This window comes from Chryseobacterium sp. MDT2-18 (genome assembly GCF_030815285.1).
GTDB lineage: Bacteria > Bacteroidota > Bacteroidia > Flavobacteriales > Weeksellaceae > Kaistella > Kaistella salivictor.
On the sequence record NZ_JAUSWQ010000002.1, the window covers coordinates 276834 to 296221 of the forward strand.

Annotated in this window: 15 protein-coding genes; 8 read left to right on the plus strand and 7 right to left on the minus strand. The window is 38.0% G+C overall.

Annotated elements, in window-relative coordinates:
• Nucleotides 1–301: 301 nt before the first annotated feature.
• On the minus strand, nt 302–2113 hold the full coding sequence (gene yidC / locus QF004_RS03180) for a membrane protein insertase YidC (protein ID WP_133439454.1): 1812 nt from the start codon (nt 2111–2113) through the stop codon (nt 302–304).
• Between the two features lie 165 nt (nt 2114–2278).
• Nucleotides 2279–3886, minus strand: coding sequence for a CTP synthase (locus tag QF004_RS03185; protein WP_133439455.1), 1608 nt, complete (start codon nt 3884–3886; stop codon nt 2279–2281).
• A gap of 213 nt (nt 3887–4099) precedes the next feature.
• Here QF004_RS03185 and QF004_RS03190 point away from each other — a divergent pair, with 213 nt between their 5' ends.
• The 4 genes from QF004_RS03190 to QF004_RS03205 all read left to right on the plus strand — a co-directional run bounded on the left by QF004_RS03190 (nt 4100) and on the right by QF004_RS03205 (nt 7332).
• Nucleotides 4100–4627, plus strand: a complete 528-nt coding sequence (locus QF004_RS03190) for a YceI family protein (RefSeq protein WP_133439456.1) — start codon at nt 4100–4102, stop codon at nt 4625–4627.
• Nucleotides 4628–4720: 93 nt separating this feature from the next.
• Entirely contained in the window at nt 4721–6067 is a 1347-nt protein-coding gene (gene radA, locus QF004_RS03195; protein WP_307422612.1) for a DNA repair protein RadA, read from the plus strand.
• Nucleotides 6068–6125: 58 nt separating this feature from the next.
• Entirely contained in the window at nt 6126–6704 is a 579-nt protein-coding gene (locus QF004_RS03200; protein ID WP_307422615.1) for a transposase, read from the plus strand.
• Nucleotides 6705–6759: 55 nt separating this feature from the next.
• Entirely contained in the window at nt 6760–7332 is a 573-nt protein-coding gene (locus QF004_RS03205; protein ID WP_307422617.1) for an ACP phosphodiesterase, read from the plus strand.
• Here QF004_RS03205 and QF004_RS03210 read toward each other — a convergent pair.
• Nucleotides 7329–7844 (minus strand): DUF6702 family protein, encoded by a 516-nt coding sequence (locus QF004_RS03210; protein ID WP_307422620.1) that lies wholly within the window; start codon nt 7842–7844, stop codon nt 7329–7331. The genes QF004_RS03205 and QF004_RS03210 overlap by 4 nt on opposite strands.
• Before the next feature lie 78 nt (nt 7845–7922).
• On the minus strand, nt 7923–11168 hold the full coding sequence (locus QF004_RS03215) for a S8/S53 family peptidase (RefSeq protein ID WP_307422623.1): 3246 nt from the start codon (nt 11166–11168) through the stop codon (nt 7923–7925).
• 163 nt (nt 11169–11331) lie between these two features.
• On the opposite strand from QF004_RS03215, the gene QF004_RS03220 reads away from it, so the two are divergent.
• The 4 genes from QF004_RS03220 (at nt 11332) to groL (ending at nt 16529) form a co-directional block, all read left to right on the plus strand.
• Entirely contained in the window at nt 11332–11910 is a 579-nt protein-coding gene (locus tag QF004_RS03220; protein ID WP_307422626.1) for a HupE/UreJ family protein, read from the plus strand.
• Nucleotides 11911–11991: 81 nt separating this feature from the next.
• The gene (locus tag QF004_RS03225; protein WP_307422629.1) at nt 11992–14364 is read left to right on the plus strand and encodes a M1 family metallopeptidase; all 2373 of its coding nucleotides are present in this window, start codon (nt 11992–11994) and stop codon (nt 14362–14364) included.
• A gap of 162 nt (nt 14365–14526) precedes the next feature.
• The gene (gene groES / locus QF004_RS03230) at nt 14527–14805 is read left to right on the plus strand and encodes a co-chaperone GroES (RefSeq protein ID WP_133439465.1); all 279 of its coding nucleotides are present in this window, start codon (nt 14527–14529) and stop codon (nt 14803–14805) included.
• Nucleotides 14806–14903: 98 nt separating this feature from the next.
• Complete coding sequence (groL, locus tag QF004_RS03235; RefSeq protein WP_133439466.1) at nt 14904–16529, plus strand: chaperonin GroEL; 1626 nt, start codon at nt 14904–14906, stop codon at nt 16527–16529.
• A 206-nt stretch (nt 16530–16735) separates the two neighbouring features.
• Here groL and pyk read toward each other — a convergent pair whose 3' ends face one another.
• Genes pyk through rnc form a run of 3 tightly spaced genes read right to left on the minus strand, consistent with a single transcriptional unit; the run spans nt 16736 to nt 19383 of the window.
• Nucleotides 16736–18181 (minus strand): pyruvate kinase, encoded by a 1446-nt coding sequence (gene pyk, locus QF004_RS03240; protein WP_133439467.1) that lies wholly within the window; start codon nt 18179–18181, stop codon nt 16736–16738.
• Nucleotides 18174–18644, minus strand: coding sequence for an IPExxxVDY family protein (locus QF004_RS03245; RefSeq protein ID WP_133439468.1), 471 nt, complete (start codon nt 18642–18644; stop codon nt 18174–18176). The genes pyk and QF004_RS03245 overlap by 8 nt, the downstream gene beginning before the upstream one ends.
• Nucleotides 18619–19383, minus strand: coding sequence for a ribonuclease III (gene rnc, locus QF004_RS03250; protein ID WP_307422638.1), 765 nt, complete (start codon nt 19381–19383; stop codon nt 18619–18621). The genes QF004_RS03245 and rnc overlap by 26 nt, the downstream gene beginning before the upstream one ends.
• Nucleotides 19384–19388: the final 5 nt, after the last annotated feature.

Below are 19388 nucleotides of genomic sequence, written 5' to 3' on the forward strand. Positions count from 1 at the left end.
AATCTATAGAGTGGCCTGGCCTGAACTCACTTTACAAATAACTAATCAATCCTGATATAACGATACATAAATGGTTATCCTGAAAGAGCTACACCACTGGTTTGCCAGGGCTAAAGTTCTTCTGACTTTTCCCGTCTTAAATTTGACTGTTCATCTTCATAAATCCGATTGGCTTTTTTGCGGTAATCCATTTTCGACTTCTTTGTCAATTTTAATTCAGTAATAAACAATTGCCTGGTAAATATTTCAATAAAAAAACGGAAGATTGATTTCTTCCGTTTTTTTATTGAAATGTTTTATTTTATTTTTTCTTTCCTGACTGCTGCTGCACTTTCTGTTGTTCCTGTGCTTTTTCCATCATTTCACGCATTCTTTTCTGGAATTTCCCCTCAGGTTTTGGTTCTTTGGTTTTATTCTGCTGAATTTGAGCATGTATTTTCTTCTCATCCAGAATCCAATATTTAATGACCAAAATAATTAAAATATTAATGGCATTCGATACAAAATAATACCAAGATAAACCTGATGCGGAGGTATTTAAGAAAAACAGGAAGGTAATCGGGAAGATGTACATGATTACTTTCATATTCGGCATTCCTTCCTGAGTCGGTTGCTGAATGTTTCCTGCTGTCATTACCGTATAGATTAAAATCACCACCGTACACGCTATTGCGAAAATACTTAAATGGTCTCCTAATAATGGAACACTGAATGGCAGTTTAATCACATCATCGTAAGCGGTTAAATCCTTAGCGAACCAAAAACTTTTTCCCCGCAGATCGATCATATTCGGGAAGAAACGGAACAAAGCATAGAAAATCGGAACCTGGATTAATCCCGGCAGACAGCCCGCCATTTGATTTACACCGGCCTTTCGATAAACAGCCATTGTTTCCTGCTGTTTTTTCATGGGATCCGCATTCTTATATTTGGCATTTACTTCGTCAATTTCCGGACGAATTACCCGCATCATTGCACTCAGTTTATGTTGTTTAAACATCACCGGTGACAAAATGATTTTCACGATAATCGTCATCAGGAAAATAACCCAGCCTGCTGCCAGTCCCCAACTTGAAATTAAATTATACATCGGGATAAAGAACCATCTGTTCAGTGTTCCGATAAATGACCAACCTAAAGGAAGTAATTCATCAAAGTTTTTATCGTAAGATTTTAATAAAGGTAAATCCAGTGGCATAAAATACCATTTAAAATCCTGATTCAATTCGCCTGCGGCTAAATCAACCTGGCCATTGAAATTGAATTTTTTAACAAACTCACCTTCGTCGACTGTATCTTGTGAGCCGTGGGTGTTTTTGAAACCGTGCTGCGGTTCAATAACCATTGCGAAAAACTGTTGTTTAATTGCCAGCCAGTTCAGCGTTTCTTTTGGCTCTTCCATTGTGGTTCTGCCGTCGTAATCAAAACTTTTATAATCATTAAAAGCATAATTGAATTCGGTGTGGGTCTGCTCCTGAGAACGGCCTTTTTCCATTTGCCTTGCACTGAGATCCCAGATGAAATCTGCTTTGGAATCAGAAACCAGTTGCGCCAGATTTTGCGTTTTTACATTAAAGTCAACGGTATATTTATCCAATAACGTATAAATGAACTGTATCACCGCTCCGTTCACATTAGCCTGCATCGTTACCGAATTTCCGTTTTGAGTCGGAGCAAAAACTAAATCTTTAGTGTTAAAGGTTTTTCCTGATTTATCTTTAAACTGAAAACCGTACGATGAGTTGTTTTTATCAAAAAGCAGAAGCTTCTTATCATTGACATCGTTTTTTTTATCGTAAGCTTTATACTGGTTTAATTCAACGGTAGTAAGTTGACCACCCAAAGTCGAAATTCCTAAAGTCAGTTCTTTGTTTTTCAGCTCTACCTGCTGTATTGATGTGGTTTTTACGCTGTCGTTCAGGTTGGTAACCATGGCTGGTTTTGTGGCGGTAGCTGGCGCTGTTTGCTTTACCTCGGTTTTGTTTTTGGCTTCTTTTAATTGTTGCTCAGTGGCCTGCTTGTTTTGAAAGTAAAACATTGCGCCCATAATAATCATTGAAAACAGTGCGAAGATGATCAATTGATTTTTATCTAAACCGTTATTTTGCTGCATTTTTATTTATTTGAATTTTAAAATTTGGGGTTTGAAATTTATCAGTTTCTTCCCTTTTAATTTTGGGTGACAAAAATACTGAAATTTTTGGCAATGAAGAATTTTTTTGACTAATGATTTAAAAACAAAAGAGATAAAAAACATTTTGTCTTTTATCTCCTTGTCTTATTTTTTTGTAGATGCCTTAATCAGTGCCTTGAATAAAGGATGTGGCGAAGCAACCGTACTTTTGTATTCCGGGTGATATTGTACTCCGATATAAAAAGGATGGTCTTTCAGTTCAAGCGTTTCGACCAGCTCGGTTTCGGGATTGAAACCTGTTGGAATCAAACCGTTTTTTTCAAATTCATCCCGGTATTCCGAATTGAATTCATATCGGTGACGGTGTCTTTCCGAAATATTTTTCGTGCCGTAAATTTCATTCAGTTTTGAGCCGGTTTTCAAAGTGCATTTCCAGGCTCCTAATCTCATGGTTCCGCCTTTTTCAACCACATTTTTTTGATCTTCCATTAAAGAAATTACAGGTTCAGGCGTGGATGTGTCAAATTCCATAGAGTTGGCTTTCTTGTGACCAAGAATATTCCGTGCAAATTCGATCGTCATGATCTGCATTCCCAAACAAATTCCCAAAAGTGGAATATTATGTTCTCTGGCATATTTCGCCGCGGCGATTTTTCCTTCAATTCCCCGGTCCCCAAATCCTGGAGCAATCAGCATTCCATCGATTCCTGCAAATGTTTCTGCAACATTTCCATTGTCGAGTTCACCACTGTACACCCATCTTACTTTTACTTCAGTTTCCAGATCGGCCCCTGCATGAATAAAAGCTTCGGCGATAGATTTGTAGGAATCCTGCAGCGAAACATATTTCCCGACCAAAGCAATCTCAACTGATTTTTTCGGGTTTTTGTATTTTTTAAGGAAAGTTTTCCAGTCTTTTAAATCAGCCTGTTTGTCAGATTTTAGATTCAGTTCTTTTAAAACGACATCATCGAAATCCTGTTTTTGCAAATAAAGAGGAACTTCATAAATGGTTTCCAGATCTTTACATTCAATCACGTTTTCCAAAGCTACGTTACAGAACTGAGCCAACTTCATCCGCTGTTCTTTCGGGATAATATGCTCCGTTCTACAAACCAGAACATCAGCCTGAATCCCTGATTCCATCAGCTGGCGGACAGAATGTTGGGAAGGTTTTGTTTTCAATTCTCCACTGGACGCCAGATATGGCAACAAAGTCAGGTGAATTACCATTGAATTATTTTCGCCCAGTTCCCATTTTAGCTGACGAACACTTTCTATATAAGGAAGGGATTCGATATCGCCTACGGTTCCGCCAATTTCGGTGATGATGATGTCGTAGTTCTGCTTGGCCAGCATTTTTATGCGGCGCTTAATTTCGTTGGTAATATGGGGAATAACCTGCACGGTTTTTCCCAGGAAGTCCCCTTTTCTTTCTTTTTCAATAACGGTTTGGTAAATTTTACCGGTTGTTACATTATTGTTTTGAGAAGTATTGGAATTCAGGAATCTTTCGTAATGTCCGAGATCCAAATCGGTTTCTGCGCCGTCTTCGGTCACGTAACATTCTCCGTGTTCATAGGGATTTAGTGTTCCCGGATCGATATTAATGTAAGGATCAAGCTTTTGGATGGTGACATTGAATCCTCTCGATTTCAGCAGTAAGCCAAGTGAAGCAGAGACGATTCCTTTGCCTAAAGAAGAGGTTACACCGCCAGTGACGAAGATGTATTTCGTGTTCTTTTTGCTCATTAGTTTAGGTTTGGGCAAAGTTAGCGTAAAAAGTTTAACGGGGCAATTAGGTTAGTTCAAAATTTAATTAAATACATTCATTTCAGATGAAATGTTCTCAGGTATGACACATGAGATTTGTCACTCCGTAAAAGGCTGAAACATGTTTAACTTGGTCTGGTAATTGAGCTCTAAACTATAGTTACACTTCAGTAACTGTTAAATATTAAAAAAATGAAAAATTCATTACAATCAATTCTTGTATTAGTTGCCTTAACGCTTGTTGGTTTTGTAAATGCACAAAACATTACGGGAAAATCTACAACAGTTAATATTGCCGGGACTTCACCAATGCATGATTGGGTGATGAACGGATCTGAAGCGAGCTTCACAGGAAATGCCAGCGGAAACACCATTACCAATGTGAAGTTCACAATGCCGGTAAAAAGCCTGAAAAGCACCAAAGGAAAAATGATGGATAACAAGGCGTATGGCGCGTTGAAATCCGACAAATTCCCCAATATTATCTTTGCTGCACCAACATTAACCGTTGGAAAAGGAAATTTAGCAGGTAAAATGACGATCGCAGGGGTTACCAAAGAGGTGAACTTTCCTGTTACCGTTACGAAAAACGGCGCATCTTATCATATAACAGGTACGGAAAATATGAAATTGTCAACGTACGGAATTGAAAGACCTGGTTTCATGGGCGTGAAAACCGGTGATGCTATTAAAGTTACCGTAAACATCGTAGCCAACTAATATTTTCTATTACAAATCTCAATAGCCGCTTTTTAGCGGTTATTTTTTTTGCTGAAATCTTAATAATTCAAAAAAAAGCGGGAAATTCGCAACATGGCAAAAGTGAAAACGGCATACGTCTGTCAAAATTGTGGAACGCAGTATCCGCAGTGGCTCGGACAGTGCAAGAATTGTGAGGAGTGGAATACTTTGGTGGAAGAAATTGTGGAAAAATCAGTCACAAAAAGTTTTACCGACCGCTCGAAACAGCATATCATCAATATTATCGAGGTCGAAACTTTTGAAGAACCCCGGATTACAACGCCTTCTGAAGAACTGAACCGCGTTCTCGGTGGCGGAATTGTTTTAGGCTCCGTCACTTTAATCGGTGGCGAACCGGGAATCGGGAAATCTACGCTGTTGCTTCAACTCGCTTTGAAAATGAAGAAGAAGATTCTTTATGTTTCGGGTGAGGAAAGCGCGTCGCAGATAAAAATGCGTGCCGACCGACTGACAGAGCTGCAAAATCCGAATTGTTTTCTTTTTACCGAAACTTCGGTAGAAAAGATTCTGCACGAAGCAAAAAAACTGAAGCCGGATTTTTTGATCGTCGATTCTATTCAAACCTTGCAAAGTCAACTCATCGAAAGTTCGCCCGGAACGGTTTCGCAGATTCGCGAGTGTTCGAACGAGATCATTAAATTTTCTAAAGAAACCAATACACCGACTTTTTTAGTCGGACATATTACAAAAGACGGTCAGATCGCCGGTCCGAAAGTTTTGGAGCACATGGTAGATGTGGTGCTGAATTTTGACGGCGACCGAAATCATTTATTCCGATTGTTGAGAGCGAGTAAAAACCGTTTTGGTTCCACCGCCGAAATCGGGATTTATGAAATGGTTTCGCAAGGTTTAAAGGAGATCAAAAATCCTTCTGAGATTTTGATTACCAAGAAATTCGAAGAACTTTCCGGGAATTCTGTCGCGGTAACTTTAGAAGGAAACCGGCCGATGCTGATAGAAATTCAGGCTTTGGTAAGTACCGCAGTTTATGGAACGCCGCAAAGAAGCTGCACCGGTTTTGACTCGAAAAGGCTCAATATGCTTTTGGCGGTTTTAGAAAAAAGAGCTGGTTTTCAGTTGGGCGCAAAAGATGTTTTCCTGAATATTACGGGCGGAATAAAAACGGGAGATCCGGCTTTGGATTTGGCGGTGGTCGCTTCGATTCTTTCTTCGAATGAAGATATTGCAATATCGGAACATTTCTGTTTTGCCGGAGAAATCGGGTTGAGCGGAGAAATCCGTCCGATTCCGCAGATTGAACAAAGGATTTCGGAAGCGGAGAAATTGGGTTATGAGAAAATATTTGTTTCTAATTTAAATAAAATTCCGAAAAAGAAATATGGGATTATTGTGGAAGAAGTGAGTAAGATTGAGGATTTTCATGAACGGCTGTTTTGATAACGTAAGGAGCGCTGTTAGAGCTTTAAGCTCTAACAGCGCTTACTATTATTAGATTATGAAAAAAGACATTTCCCTTTTAGAACCGGACCATTTTTATCACATTTATAACAGAGGAATAAATGGAGGAAAACTCTTTTTCAATCATCAGAATTATCTTTATTTTCTAAAACTTATTTCAGAAAAAGTAAAACCTGTTGCTGAAATTCACAGCTATTGTTTATTGCAGAATCATTTTCATCTCCTGGTGAGAATAAAAAGCGAAGAACTAATAAGATTGAAATTTCCGGAAAAAGAAAACTCGCATATTGAATCAATCATTAGTCAGCAATTTTCAAATACTTTTAATAGTTATTCTCAGGCCATCAACAAGCATTTTGGCAGAACGGGGAAGCTTTTCGAATTGCCGTTCCGAAGAAAAAAAATGACCTCGGAGCAGCAACTCATCAATACTATTCTATATATTAATAAGAATCCCGCAAAACATAAAATAACAAATGATTTTTTAAGTTATCCGTATTCATCTGTGGGTGAAATATTAAATGAGAGCTGCTTATTTGTTGAGCGTTTAGAAGTGGTTTGTTTATTTAATGACAAAGATAATTTTAAACTGGCTTTGCAAAATTATAAGGTGTAAAACGAAAAGCGCTGTTAGAGCTCGAAGCTCTAACAGCGCTCCCCAAATATAAAAAATGAATTACCTCGCCCATTCCTATCTAGCCTTTACCGATGAACAGATCGTTGGTCAGTTTTTGGAAGATGTGATTCCGAACAGAGACCGCTTTTCTTTCCCCGAAAAAATCCAGCAGGGAATTACGTTGCACCGGGAAATCGATACTTTTACCGATGCTCATCCGGAAATCAGTGAGGCGAAGAAAATATTCAGTCCGCTTGTAAGATTGTATGCCGGTGCTTTTGTGGATGTGTCGATGGATTATTTTCTGGCAAATTCTTTAGCCGATGAGGTTTTGAAAAATCACGCCGAACGGGTTTATCGGGTTTTACGGAAATATCAGGAAATGCTTCCGGAAAAATTAATAAGGATGGTCGATGGTATGGAAAAAGACAATTGGCTTTATAATTACAAGGAAGATTGGGGAATCAAATATTCGATGCAGAATGTATTGAATAAAGCCAAATATCTGGAGAAAGATTTACCTGTTTTTCAATTGTTTCTGGCGAACAAACCGCAACTGCAAAAACATTTTGATCGGTTTTTCCCCGACCTTTTCGAGTATGCTCAAAAAGTAAATTCTGAGTTTTAAAAGATTTTATACAAATACCGGTTCGGATAATTCAGTTTGTCGCTTTCCCTTTTTCCGTTCACGATGATATGAATGATATTCATCTGGTCATCAAAAAAATTATAGAGCAAACTCACTGCAACTTCTACCTTTTTGGGTGGATTAAGCGTTTCAGATTCTAAGTAAATATTGACTGATTCACTGTTTTCCTCAAAGCCGATATAATTGATTTTCAAGAATTTATTGTCTGTTTTTACTTTCAGGTATTCTTCGCAATATTTCTTTAGTAATTCATTAATCTGCTGTTTGTATTTGGCATCATCAAAATGAACTGGTTTTCCGTATTTTTCTTTCAGTGCATTTTCCAGATCATCCAGAAAAAATTTCCCCGTAATTTCAAAAGTTTTGGATGTTGGATTGTAATTAAATTCAACGGAACCAACGTGATAAGGATGAATTCTTGTTGACCAGGAGCTTAAACTCAGCACTAGAAAGGCAGTTGCACAAAATAAAAGGAATCTTTTAAATATCATGGAGAGACAATTTTAAACAAAGATAAAAAAAGTGGCAATCTTTCGACTGCCACTTCAATATAAATTAAAGAAATGAATTTATTCTTTAATAATTTTCTTCGTCACTTTAGCTTTTCCGTCGGTTGTAATTTCTACAATATACATTCCTTTTGAAAGTTTAGAAACATCAACTGAACCAGAATTATTTACGGTAGCTGTTTTAACAACTTTTCCTGATAAGTCGAAAATTTTCACGTTTCCGTGGTTTGATTTAAGGTCAATATTCAGTACGTCTTTAACCGGATTTGGATAAATCACCACTTGATCCTGTTTTGCATTTGTCGCTGCTAATAAAGAAGAACTTGTTCTCACAAAGAATCCACTGAATCCTGTTGTGTCAACTGTTACTTCCCAATATTTGTAAGTAGGATTCCATTTCACGTTTTCAATGCCTGGAGTTAAAGTTACAAACCCGTTGGTGTAAGATGTAGCTGTTCCTGAATTATCAGAACTTGTTCCAGAGAATTTATCGATTAAGACATTTGCTTTTCCTGCTTCATCGGTCGGTGAAGTAGGAAGTTTTACAGTATTTATTGCATTGTAAGCATCAAATTCGGATTGTGTAAAGTACAAGGTAACCCTTCCGGTAGCAGTGGTTGGGTTGGTTTCTGGCGTAATTTCGTATCTTCTTGCAACATAGGTTGATTCCGGATTGGTCAACCAAACTTTTGCCGTAACATTTCCCGTGATCGTATTGATAGCCGTTTTTTCTACCATCCCGAGCAAATTACAATTTGTAGTTGCGTAGTTTTTACCTTCTGCCGCCAAGAAAGAAACTGTTTCATTTTGCGTGGCTAATGCTTTAATTTGAGGTTTATCTTCATAAGCCATTGCTCTAATTCTGTAATCAGATGTTGACAAAGTCCAAGTTGTTCCGGCATCAGTAGAGAACATACTTCTATTGTCTAAGTTGATGTTTTCTCTTCTTAATGACATTGCTCCACCCGAAGCATCAATGGTAACATAAAAATCCTTTCCTGTTGTAACTGAAAGTCCAAACTGACTAAAGTCTACAGAGTTCCAGGCGCTTCTTTGGAAATCGTTTAGAAGAGAATTGAAAGTCCTGGAAGCCAAAACCTGTCCTGGCTTGCCATCTACTACCGTTCTTATTGCAACCGTAACCGGAATATCACCTGATGCTCCGGAACCCGTGTAAAATAGTACAGATCCTAATTTTCCTGTAATTGTAGGAGTGTATTTTACCGCAAATACATAATTGGTAGAAGTGGTATTGCTATCTTGAGTACTGATGTAGAACTGCTCATCGTAAGCAATTGTTTCTGTCTCAGAAGTTTGACACCCGATTTCGTCTGCCACAGTTTTATAAATATCTAATTTACCGAATCCCCATCTCGGATTAGGAATAGTTCCTGTCATAGCATCTTGTCGTGCATTTGCCGTAAGTTTTGCTTTTACTTCTGCAGCAGTTATATTAGGATTGGCTTGTAGCAGCAATGCTACCGCCCCCGCAACACCTGGTGCAGACATGCTTGTTCCTTGGTTTTTTTTGTAATAAGTTCCATCAATATTATCAGAAGAAGTTGCTGCTAACATCGCGTCTGAAGACATTGCAGAAATTACATACTGTCCGGAAGCTGTAATGTCAGGCTTTTGGAAACCGTCTGCTCTCGGTCCTTGTGCACTAAATGAGGAAATGTTTTCTGCCAAATTATTTGTAAGAGTATATCCTCCAGGAGTACCGTTTGATTTATAAGAGGTTAGCCTTGCAATATAAGAAGCAACCGTAATTGCTTTTGTTGAATTACCGGGTGAACCCACAATATATTCGTTGTCCGCATCTGTTAAGGTTGAAGCGGCACCTTCCGTAACCTTATACCCGTGAACCATCATCGGGGTAGAACCGTTGTTGGTAAGTTCCATGGTATAAAGACCTTGACTGTTATCTGTAGTTCCTGTGTTTCTTGTAATTACAACCTGCACATATCTTTTATAATTTGCAGATGAAACCCAGTTGTAGACAAGAGCCGTGAATTTTCCACCTTGAATAGAATGCGAAGTCGTGGCTCCAGATGGAGAAAGATAAACACCACCATCTGGTGTAGTTAATTTTGCTGTCACATCATTGTCATTGCTTCCATACATATAAAAAGAAAATACAGATGAAAGTGAAGTGCTACTTCCTGCAGTAATGCTGAAAGCTCCTGTAGAACTAGGGTCAATATTAACTTTTCTATGAATATTTGTTCCATAATCATTTCCGGCAGAAATTACAGCAACACGGCCAGGACCTGACGTAGTGAATTCATCAATTGCAATTTCATGTGGAGAAGTTCCATCATGAGCGCTTCCCTGACCACCAATACTCATGTTGAAAACGATGGGCTTGTTGAGAGCGGTCGCAACATTTTGAAAGTAAGTAATTGCATCAATTGTATTTGCTTGAGGGAATGACCCGTCCCCACCTTTTACAAAAACGATTCCTGCGTTAGGAGCAAATCCTCTGTGTCTTTTATCCGCAAAAGCAGCCCCGTTTCCAGCAGCCGTTGCTGAAACATGTGTTCCATGACCATTGATGTCTTTTTGTCTTACAAAATTTGCAGGGGTGCCATCTAATTCATCTTCGATTTGTACTTTGGTATATTCGACTCCTTTTGCAAAACCTTCAGGACTGACTTCTGCACCGGTTTTCGTTAGGGTCTGATCCCAAATGCTTATAATTCTACTTTTAGTAGGGTCGTTCGGATCTCTAAAATCAGGGTGTTTCCAGTCTATTCCCGTATCATAAATCCCAACTAAAACTCCTTCACCGTTGTAATTCGTGTTATTTAATACTCCTTGTTGAAGTAGATTTGCTCCCGACTGAATACGGCTGGTATCATTATGCAATTCATCAAATTCTGGTGAAATGATGGAAATAACATCCTTCATTTGAGCCATTTTTTCTAAATCATCAATCGTTACCAAAGCGGTTACAAACTTTGGCAGCGTACTTTGTACCAGGATTCCGGTTGCTTTTAATTTTTCAGGATGCTCTGTATAAACAATACAAGAATACATGGTCTGTGCTCCTTTTCCAGTTACAACGAGATGTTGATCAAGGTGTAAGTCTTTTGCGAAACTACTTAACTTCTGTGCAGTTTGAGAAGTGTTTCTATTTTCTTCGATCAGTTTTTCAAATTTATAGTCCATTTTTTGGAACTGCCCGAAAACAGAACCGAAAAATAACAAAAAGATCAAGATTAAAGCTTTTTGCCCTTTGTCCATATGCCAATGGCGCTTAATCAGATGGTTATTCCATAGGGAAGAGAATAGTTTTTTCTTCATATTAACAATTTTTATTGTGATCAAAACTATTAAAATTTATTAAGTATTGCAACATTGTCACCAGATTTTTGAAATGATTGTATTGTTTGTGGTTAAATATGGTTTTCATGATGTATAATCTTGTTTTTCTTTACAATAATGTTATTTTTACAAAAAAAATTTAATGACAGACTTCTTGTTTTATTTAAACCTTGGTTGGGAACATATTATTTCGTTGGATGCCCTTGATCATCAGCTTTTTGTTTTGGTCTTGGTGGCGGTTTATTCTTTAAGGGACTGGAAAAAAATCTTGTGGATTGTGACCGCTTTTACGGTTGGTCATTCCATTACTTTGGCGTTAAGTATTTTAGATGTTGTCCGGGTGTCGGGGAAATGGGTTGAATTTTTGATTCCGCTCACCATTGTGATTACTGCGCTGGACAATATTTTAATGAGGAACAGACAAAATAATTTAATGAAAATGAATTATTATCTCGCTCTGTTTTTTGGATTGATTCACGGGATGGGATTTGCGAATACTGCAAGAATGATGATGGCAAATGAACAGCATATTTTTCTGCCGCTTTTGGGTTTCAATATTGGTCTGGAATTGGGGCAAATAGTTGTCGTTGTGGTAATTTTAATCGTTCAGTTTCTGTTGCTTAACCTTTTTAAAGTCAACAAAAAAGACTGGATTCTGTTTGTTTCCTCGGCTGTTTTTGCACTTTCTTTAAAAATGGCTTTGGAAAGAATTCCGTTTTAAAATGTTAAAGTTTTTATTTATAATCCCTTTTTTGTAACGAATTCTTAGTTTTGAATACTATTACTTAAACTTCTTTTTACAATGAATTTAAAATATCTCATTTTCTCCCTTTTTATTCCTTTGGGAATTTCCGCACAGGATATTCAAAACAATCCTAAAAGCAATCACGGGAATAAGTTTGAACAGCTGGGTACTGTTTTACCAACTCCGAATGTGTACAGAACCGCTTCGGGAGCTCCGGGGCAAGGCTATTGGCAAAACCGAGCCGATTATGACATTACCGCATTTCTGGATGAAGACAAAAGAAATTTGAAAGCTTCAGAAACCATTACTTATTTTAATAATTCCCCCGATGATTTAGAGTATCTCTGGCTTCAGCTGGACGAAAATGAGCAGTCATCCGTGAAAAATGCGGGCTACCAATCAGAATCTACATTGCCGAAATTGGTAACGTCTGACGGACTAAAAGCTACTGATTTACCGGAAAAAGATAATGGTTACGGCGTAAATTTAGAAAAAGTTACCGATGCTTCAGGAAGACCTTTGAAATATATCGTCAATAAAACCATGATGCGCATCGATCTTCCGACAGTTTTGAAGAAAGGTGAGAAGATCACTTTTAAAATTGACTGGAATTATAATATACCAGACCGGATTAAAATGGGCGGTCGCGGCGGCTATGAATTTTTCCCGGAAGATGGGAATGATCTATATACCATCACCCAGTGGTTTCCGAGAATGTGTGTTTACAGCGATTTCAAAGGTTGGCAGAATAATCAGTTTACCGGGCGGGGCGAATTTGCTTTGGTTTTCGGTAATTATAAAGTTGCCATGAATGTTCCTGCAGATCATATTGTGGCTGCAACAGGAACGGGTAAAAATTATGAGCAGGTTTTAACTTCGGCACAACTTGCAAGATGGAAACAGGCTCAAAACGCAAATGAACCTTTGGAAATTGTAACTTTAGACGAAGCGAAAAAAGCGGAAAAAAGCAAATCCAAAGAAAGAAAAATCTGGAAATTTGAGGCCGAAAATGTCCGTGATTTTGCCTGGACTTCTTCGCGAAAATTTATTTGGGACGGAATGAAAGTTACGATTCCTGAAAATAACAATGAGGTCATGGCGATGAGTTTATATCCGAAAGAAGCGTATGGTCTTTACCGGAAATTTTCAACCCGCGCGGTTGCTCATACCATCAAAACTTATTCTGAATTCAGTATTCCTTACCCTTATCCCGTTGCGCAGTCCATCGAGGCGGCAAACGGAATGGAATATCCGATGATCTGTTTTAATTACGGAAGAACTGAAAAAGACGGAACTTATTCTGAAGGCATTAAGAACGGAATGATCGGCGTGATTATTCATGAAGTCGGCCATAACTTTTTCCCGATGATCATTAATTCCGACGAAAGACAGTGGTCCTGGATGGATGAAGGTTTAAATACTTTTTTAGAATATCTGACGGAGCAGAAATGGGATAACAAATTCCCTTCCCGACGTGGTCCTGCGTATGAGATTGTCGATTATATGAAGTTGCCCAAAGATCAGTTGGAGCCTATCATGACCAATTCCGAAAATATTGTGCAGTTCGGACCAAATGCGTATTCAAAACCTGCGACCGGACTGAATATTCTCCGTGAAACCATTATGGGCAGAGAACTTTTTGATAAAGCTTTTAAAACCTATTCCAAAAGATGGGCTTTCAAACATCCTGAACCGGCAGATTTTTTCCGTACGATGAATGATGCAAGTGCTGAAAATCTCGATTGGTTTTGGCGCGGTTGGTTTTATGGCATCGATCCTGTCGATATTTCTATTGATAAGGTTACGGTTGCTTCGCCGGATTTAGATTCTGCCCCGAAAACCAGAGAAGTTACTTATACGGTTGAAAAACCGTTGCAAAGTGATTTTGAAGATATTTCAAAAATCAGAAACAGAGAAGATAAAACCATCACTTTCTATACCGATACCGATAAAGAATCCCAGGATTTCTACTGGCGTTACAATCGTGGTCAGGAAAAAGTAGATACGAAAAAAGAATATAAAATGAAGATGGATAATTTTGAGAATGTACCTCAAAAAGAGAAATCGAAATTAGAAAAAGTCTATGCTTATCAAATTGATTTCAGCAACAAAGGAGGTTTGGTAATGCCGATTATTCTGGAATTTACTTTTGAAGACGGAAGTAAATTAAACGATAAATCTTCTGCACAGATCTGGAGAAAGAACGAACAGAAAGTTTCTAAAACGTATTATTTCGACAAGAAATTAAAATCGATCCAACTCGACCCGATGCGCGAAACCGCAGACATCGATACCTCAAACAATTTCTGGGGAGAAGTGCCGGAACCGACATCGAAGTTTCAGGTTTTCAAACAAAAACAGGAAGGTGCCGTACGCGGAGCTGCTAATGGAAAGATCAATCCTATGCAGGCGGCAGGAAAGAAAAACTAATTTTTAAAGAAAGTATATAAAGCCATTCGAATTTTGAATGGCTTTTTTTCTGCCAAAATTTCTCATTCAATTAAACACATAATGACAGATTTTCAGTTAAGCCGCTGTGGCATTGTTTTAGTGAATAAGAAAGCATAACATAATAATTTAAACAAAAGTAATATGTCAGTAAAATTCAGACCATTAGCAGATCGCGTTTTAGTTGAACCGATTAAAGCTGAAACGAAAACCGCTTCAGGAATTATTATCCCAGACACCGCAAAAGAAAAACCTCAGGAAGGAACTGTAGTTGCAGTAGGACCAGGAAAAAAAGATGAACCGACTACGGTTCAGGTAGGCGACAAAGTGCTTTACGGAAAATATTCAGGCTCCGAGTTAAAGTTAGATGGTAAAGATTATCTTATCGTAAAAGAAAGTGATTTATTGGGAATTTTAGGATAAAATAGGTGTGAAAAATACGATGTACGAAGTGCAAAGTATTTTTTGTTGATTAATAATTAAGAATCATTGTACATAATACATTAATACAATAAAAAAAAATGGCAAAAGAAATAAAATTCGATATCGAATCCAGAGATGCTTTGAAAAGAGGCGTTGATGCATTAGCAAATGCAGTAAAAGTTACATTAGGACCAAAAGGAAGAAATGTAGTTATAGAAAAATCTTTCGGTGCACCACACGTAACCAAAGACGGAGTTTCTGTCGCAAAGGAAATCGAACTTGAAGACCGGGTTGAAAATATGGGTGCTCAGATGGTGAAGGAAGTAGCTTCCAGAACCAGTGATATCGCAGGAGACGGTACAACTACAGCAACCGTTCTTGCTCAGGCAATCGTTCGCGAAGGTTTGAAAAACGTTGCAGCCGGTGCCAATCCAATGGATTTGAAAAGAGGTATTGATAAAGCAGTTTCTGAAGTCGTTAAAAACTTACAGGCTCAATCTCAGAAAGTGGGTGATTCTTCAGAAAAAATTAAGCAGGTTGCTTCTATTTCTGCCAATAACGATGATACCATTGGAACTTTAATCGCTGAAGCGTTTGGAAAAGTTGGTAAAGAAGGTGTAATTACTGTTGAAGAAGCCAAAGGAACAGATACCACTGTTGACGTGGTTGAAGGAATGCAGTTCGACAGAGGTTACCAATCTCCGTATTTTGTTACCAATCCTGAAAAAATGGTGGCGGAATTAGAAAATCCTTATATTCTTTTGGTTGAGAAAAAAATCTCTTCAATGAAAGATTTGCTTCCAGTTTTAGAGCCGGTTGCACAGGCAGGAAGATCTTTGTTAATTATCTGTGAGGAAGTTGAAGGTGAAGCTTTAGCAACTTTAGTAGTAAATAAATTAAGAGGTTCTTTGAAGATTGCTGCTGTAAAAGCTCCGGGATTCGGGGACAGAAGAAAAGCAATGTTAGAAGATATCGCCATCTTAACAGGCGGCACCGTTATTTCTGAAGAGAGAGGTTTCACCATGGAAAACGCTACTTTGGAAATGTTGGGAACTGCTGAAAAAGTAGTGATCGACAAAGACAATACTACTTTGGTAAACGGTGGAGGAGACGAAGCTCAGATCAAAGGAAGAGTTAGCCAGATCAAAGCTCAGATGGAAACAACTACTTCTGATTACGACAAAGAAAAATTGCAGGAAAGATTGGCGAAATTAGCCGGTGGAGTTGCAGTTCTATATGTTGGAGCAGCCTCTGAAGTTGAAATGAAAGAGAAAAAAGACAGAGTTGATGATGCACTTCACGCAACAAGAGCCGCAGTGGAAGAAGGAATTGTTCCCGGAGGTGGTGTTGCTTTGGTAAGAAGTATCCCTGCTTTGGATACTTTGAAAGGAGATAATCAGGATCAGGATACAGGTATTAAGATTGTAAAAAGAGCGATCGAAGAACCATTGAGACAGATCGTAGCCAACGCAGGTGGTGAAGGTTCTGTAATCGTTGCGAAAGTATCAGAAGGAACCGGAGATTTCGGTTTCAATGCGAAAAACGACGAATTTGTAAATATGTACGAAGCAGGAATCATTGATCCTACGAAAGTAGTTCGTGTAGCCTTGGAAAATGCCGCTTCTGTTGCAGGAATGTTGTTAACGACAGAATGCGTTATTACGGAAATAAAAAGCGCAGAACCAGCAATGCCAATGGGTGGCGGAATGCCGGGAATGATGTAATTTTATACCTTAAAGGTTTAATTATAAAAAAATAATCCGTTCAATTCGTTGAGCGGATTATTTTTTTATTATCAAGAGATGATTGTTAAAGCTTTCAGCCTCTCCCTTAAAATCTGAAGAAATTTAGAAAGTAAATTTTATTGGTTCTCAATTAAAACAAAAAACTGCATCCAAAAGAACGCAGTTTTTTTAATATTTGAATGGGATTAAATGTTAGTCAATCTCAAAGTATTTGTTTTTCCATCTTCATAAGCTGGTGTTGCATTCAGGTTCAACACAAAATCGCCTTTTTCGACATATCCATAAGTGTGGGCCAACATATTAACCTGAATAATGGTTTCATCGGTGGATTTCTGCATATCGTAATAGAAGGCACGAACGCCCCACAATAAATTCAACATTGTGATAACGCGCTTGTTTGAGCTGAATACAATGATGTTAGAATTCGGACGGTGTGCTGAAATCTGAAAGGCAGTGTAACCGGAATACGTTAAAGTAACAATCGCTTCCACATTGGTGGTTTTTGCAATTCGTACGGCCGCAAGACAAATTCTTTTCGTAATAAAACGTTCATCGATGCAATCGAAATCATGTTCAATTGGCGAGTTTTTAGTTCTGTAAAAATGAGTTTGCTCGATATTTTTAACAATCTTAGCCATGTTTTTAACAACATCGACGGGATAACGGCCTACGGAAGTCTCTCCGGAAAGCATTACCGCATCAGCGCCATCTAATACAGAGTTCGCAACATCGTTTACCTCTGCTCTGGTCGGCGTTAAGCTTGTAATCATGGTCTCCATCATCTGGGTGGCGATGATCACGGGTTTCGAGTGTTTACGGGCTTTCTCTACCAGATTTTTTTGAATGGCCGGGACTTCTTCCATCGGAACTTCTACACCCAAATCACCACGTGCAACCATGATACCATCGCATTCAAGAAGGATTTCTTCAATATTTTTGACTCCTTCCGGTTTTTCGATTTTTGCGATAATTGGTGTTTTCTGTCTGTTGGTAGGATGGTTTTTTATAATCTCCTTTAAATCAATAATATCCTGCGCATGGCGGACAAAAGATAAAGCAATCCAATCTAATTCCAGATCCAGTATGTAGTTAGCATCTTCAATATCTTTTTCTGTTAAAGCCGGAAGAGAAACATTGGTGTTAGGAAGATTGACGCCTTTTTTAGAACTTAGCGGTCCTCCTTGAATTGTCTTCGCCTTTACAGTATCTATATTATTGGTTTCAGTGACTTCTAAAACGAGCTTTCCGTCATCAATCAAAATTCTTTCACCAACTTTTACATCTTGCGGAAATTTCTGATAAGTCATATAAACTTTTTCAGAATCACCTTCTATTTTTTCATTGGTAAAGGTTAGGATGTCGCCTGGATTCAGGTATGATCCTTCTTTCACCACGCCAACGCGCAGTTTCGGACCTTGTAAATCTCCCAGGATTCCTACAGACTGTCCCAGTTCCTGATTGATTTCGCGGATGGTTTCTACATTCTTTTTTACGATATCGTAATCAGCATGCGAAAAATTTATTCTAAAGATATCTACACCGGCTTGAACCAGTTGCATCATCGTTTCTTTGTCAGAAGAAGCTGGACCGAGCGTCGCGATGATTTTTGTTTTTTTTATATATTTATTCATAATATTGAATTAATTGATAAAGCTCCTCGATAGGGCTTAATTGAAAATCTTGTATTTGAAACATCAGGTTTTCAGGCAGCAAAATTAGTGAAAAATCATCAAATGGTTCCGAAGTCTTGATGAGGTAATTTACATCGGGATAATGGTCGAGTAAATATTTTGTATCCTGCTCTGTATTAAAGAGTTCTACGGGACTGCTTTTTTGAATGCTGTGACTTGACTGATTTGCAATAAAATGAATGCAGATTTTCGTATCGTGATGAAATGACCGAAACCGCGGAAAATAATAGTCATAATACTTACCATGATCAATTAAATCTGTAATTCGGGTAAACTTGAATGGGTTCAATACATTGAGATGATAAAAAAGTTCATAATCGGGAACTTCTTTTGCAAGACGAACTAGACCTAAGGTAATTTCATCGTCTTCATCAATCTCAAGAGTGAACTTTTGGGTTTTCAAGAATACTTTGTTTTTTATTTAAAATATAGAAAGCTCTTTGTGCAGCTTTTTCTTCTGCTTTTTTCTTAGAAGTTTCCGTAGCATTTGATATCTTATCGTTATCCAGCCAGACATGAGTTCTAAAAACAAAATTTTTATTGGCCTGGATCTCTTCTAAAGTCTCGTACCTGATCGTGACTTTTTTCTTTTGACTCCATTCCAGCAACAGCCCTTTATAGCTGATTATTTTGTTTTCAAGTTGATTGATCGCTTTCGGCGTCAGCAGGCGGTCGAGAAGTATTTTTCTGCAGGTATCATAATCCTGGTCGAGATAAATTGCTCCTACTAAGGCTTCAAAAAGATTCCCAGCGATATTTTCACTGAGAGAAGTATTGGATTCATTTTGCAAAAACTTAGTCAGTGAGAGTTCGTTCCCTAATTTATTAAGGTTTTTCCTGTTAACAATTTTTGATTTCATCTGAGTGAGATATCCTTCATTAGCATCGGGATAAGTCGCAAAAAGATGGCAGGAAATAATCGTTCCCAACACAGAGTCTCCTAAGAACTCGAGACGTTCATAGTTTCTGGTTTGCTTGTTTTTAGAAGATGTTTTTAAAGAAAATGCTTCCCGATAGAGATTAATATTTTGAACAGGGCAACCAGTGATTTTGGTCATTTCATTGCTTAAATAATAGTCTTTCTCTGATAGGTTTTTTTTTCTTTTAGCTAGGAATTTAGAAATGTATTTCTTTAACTCCATTGAAT

Excerpts from the sequence above, each read along its gene's own strand:
- yidC (WP_133439454.1), bottom strand. The coding sequence starts at position 2,113 with ATGCAGCAAAATAACGGTTTAGATAAAAATCAATTGATCATCTTCGCA.
- QF004_RS03185 (WP_133439455.1), bottom strand. The coding sequence starts at position 3,886 with ATGAGCAAAAAGAACACGAAATACATCTTCGTCACTGGCGGTGTAACC.
- QF004_RS03190 (WP_133439456.1), top strand. The coding sequence starts at position 4,100 with ATGAAAAATTCATTACAATCAATTCTTGTATTAGTTGCCTTAACGCTT.
- radA (WP_307422612.1), top strand. The coding sequence starts at position 4,721 with ATGGCAAAAGTGAAAACGGCATACGTCTGTCAAAATTGTGGAACGCAG.
- QF004_RS03200 (WP_307422615.1), top strand. The coding sequence starts at position 6,126 with ATGAAAAAAGACATTTCCCTTTTAGAACCGGACCATTTTTATCACATT.
- QF004_RS03205 (WP_307422617.1), top strand. The coding sequence starts at position 6,760 with ATGAATTACCTCGCCCATTCCTATCTAGCCTTTACCGATGAACAGATC.
- QF004_RS03210 (WP_307422620.1), bottom strand. The coding sequence starts at position 7,844 with ATGATATTTAAAAGATTCCTTTTATTTTGTGCAACTGCCTTTCTAGTG.
- QF004_RS03215 (WP_307422623.1), bottom strand. The coding sequence starts at position 11,168 with ATGAAGAAAAAACTATTCTCTTCCCTATGGAATAACCATCTGATTAAG.
- QF004_RS03220 (WP_307422626.1), top strand. The coding sequence starts at position 11,332 with ATGACAGACTTCTTGTTTTATTTAAACCTTGGTTGGGAACATATTATT.
- QF004_RS03225 (WP_307422629.1), top strand. The coding sequence starts at position 11,992 with ATGAATTTAAAATATCTCATTTTCTCCCTTTTTATTCCTTTGGGAATT.
- groES (WP_133439465.1), top strand. The coding sequence starts at position 14,527 with ATGTCAGTAAAATTCAGACCATTAGCAGATCGCGTTTTAGTTGAACCG.
- groL (WP_133439466.1), top strand. The coding sequence starts at position 14,904 with ATGGCAAAAGAAATAAAATTCGATATCGAATCCAGAGATGCTTTGAAA.
- pyk (WP_133439467.1), bottom strand. The coding sequence starts at position 18,181 with ATGAATAAATATATAAAAAAAACAAAAATCATCGCGACGCTCGGTCCA.
- rnc (WP_307422638.1), bottom strand. The coding sequence starts at position 19,383 with ATGGAGTTAAAGAAATACATTTCTAAATTCCTAGCTAAAAGAAAAAAA.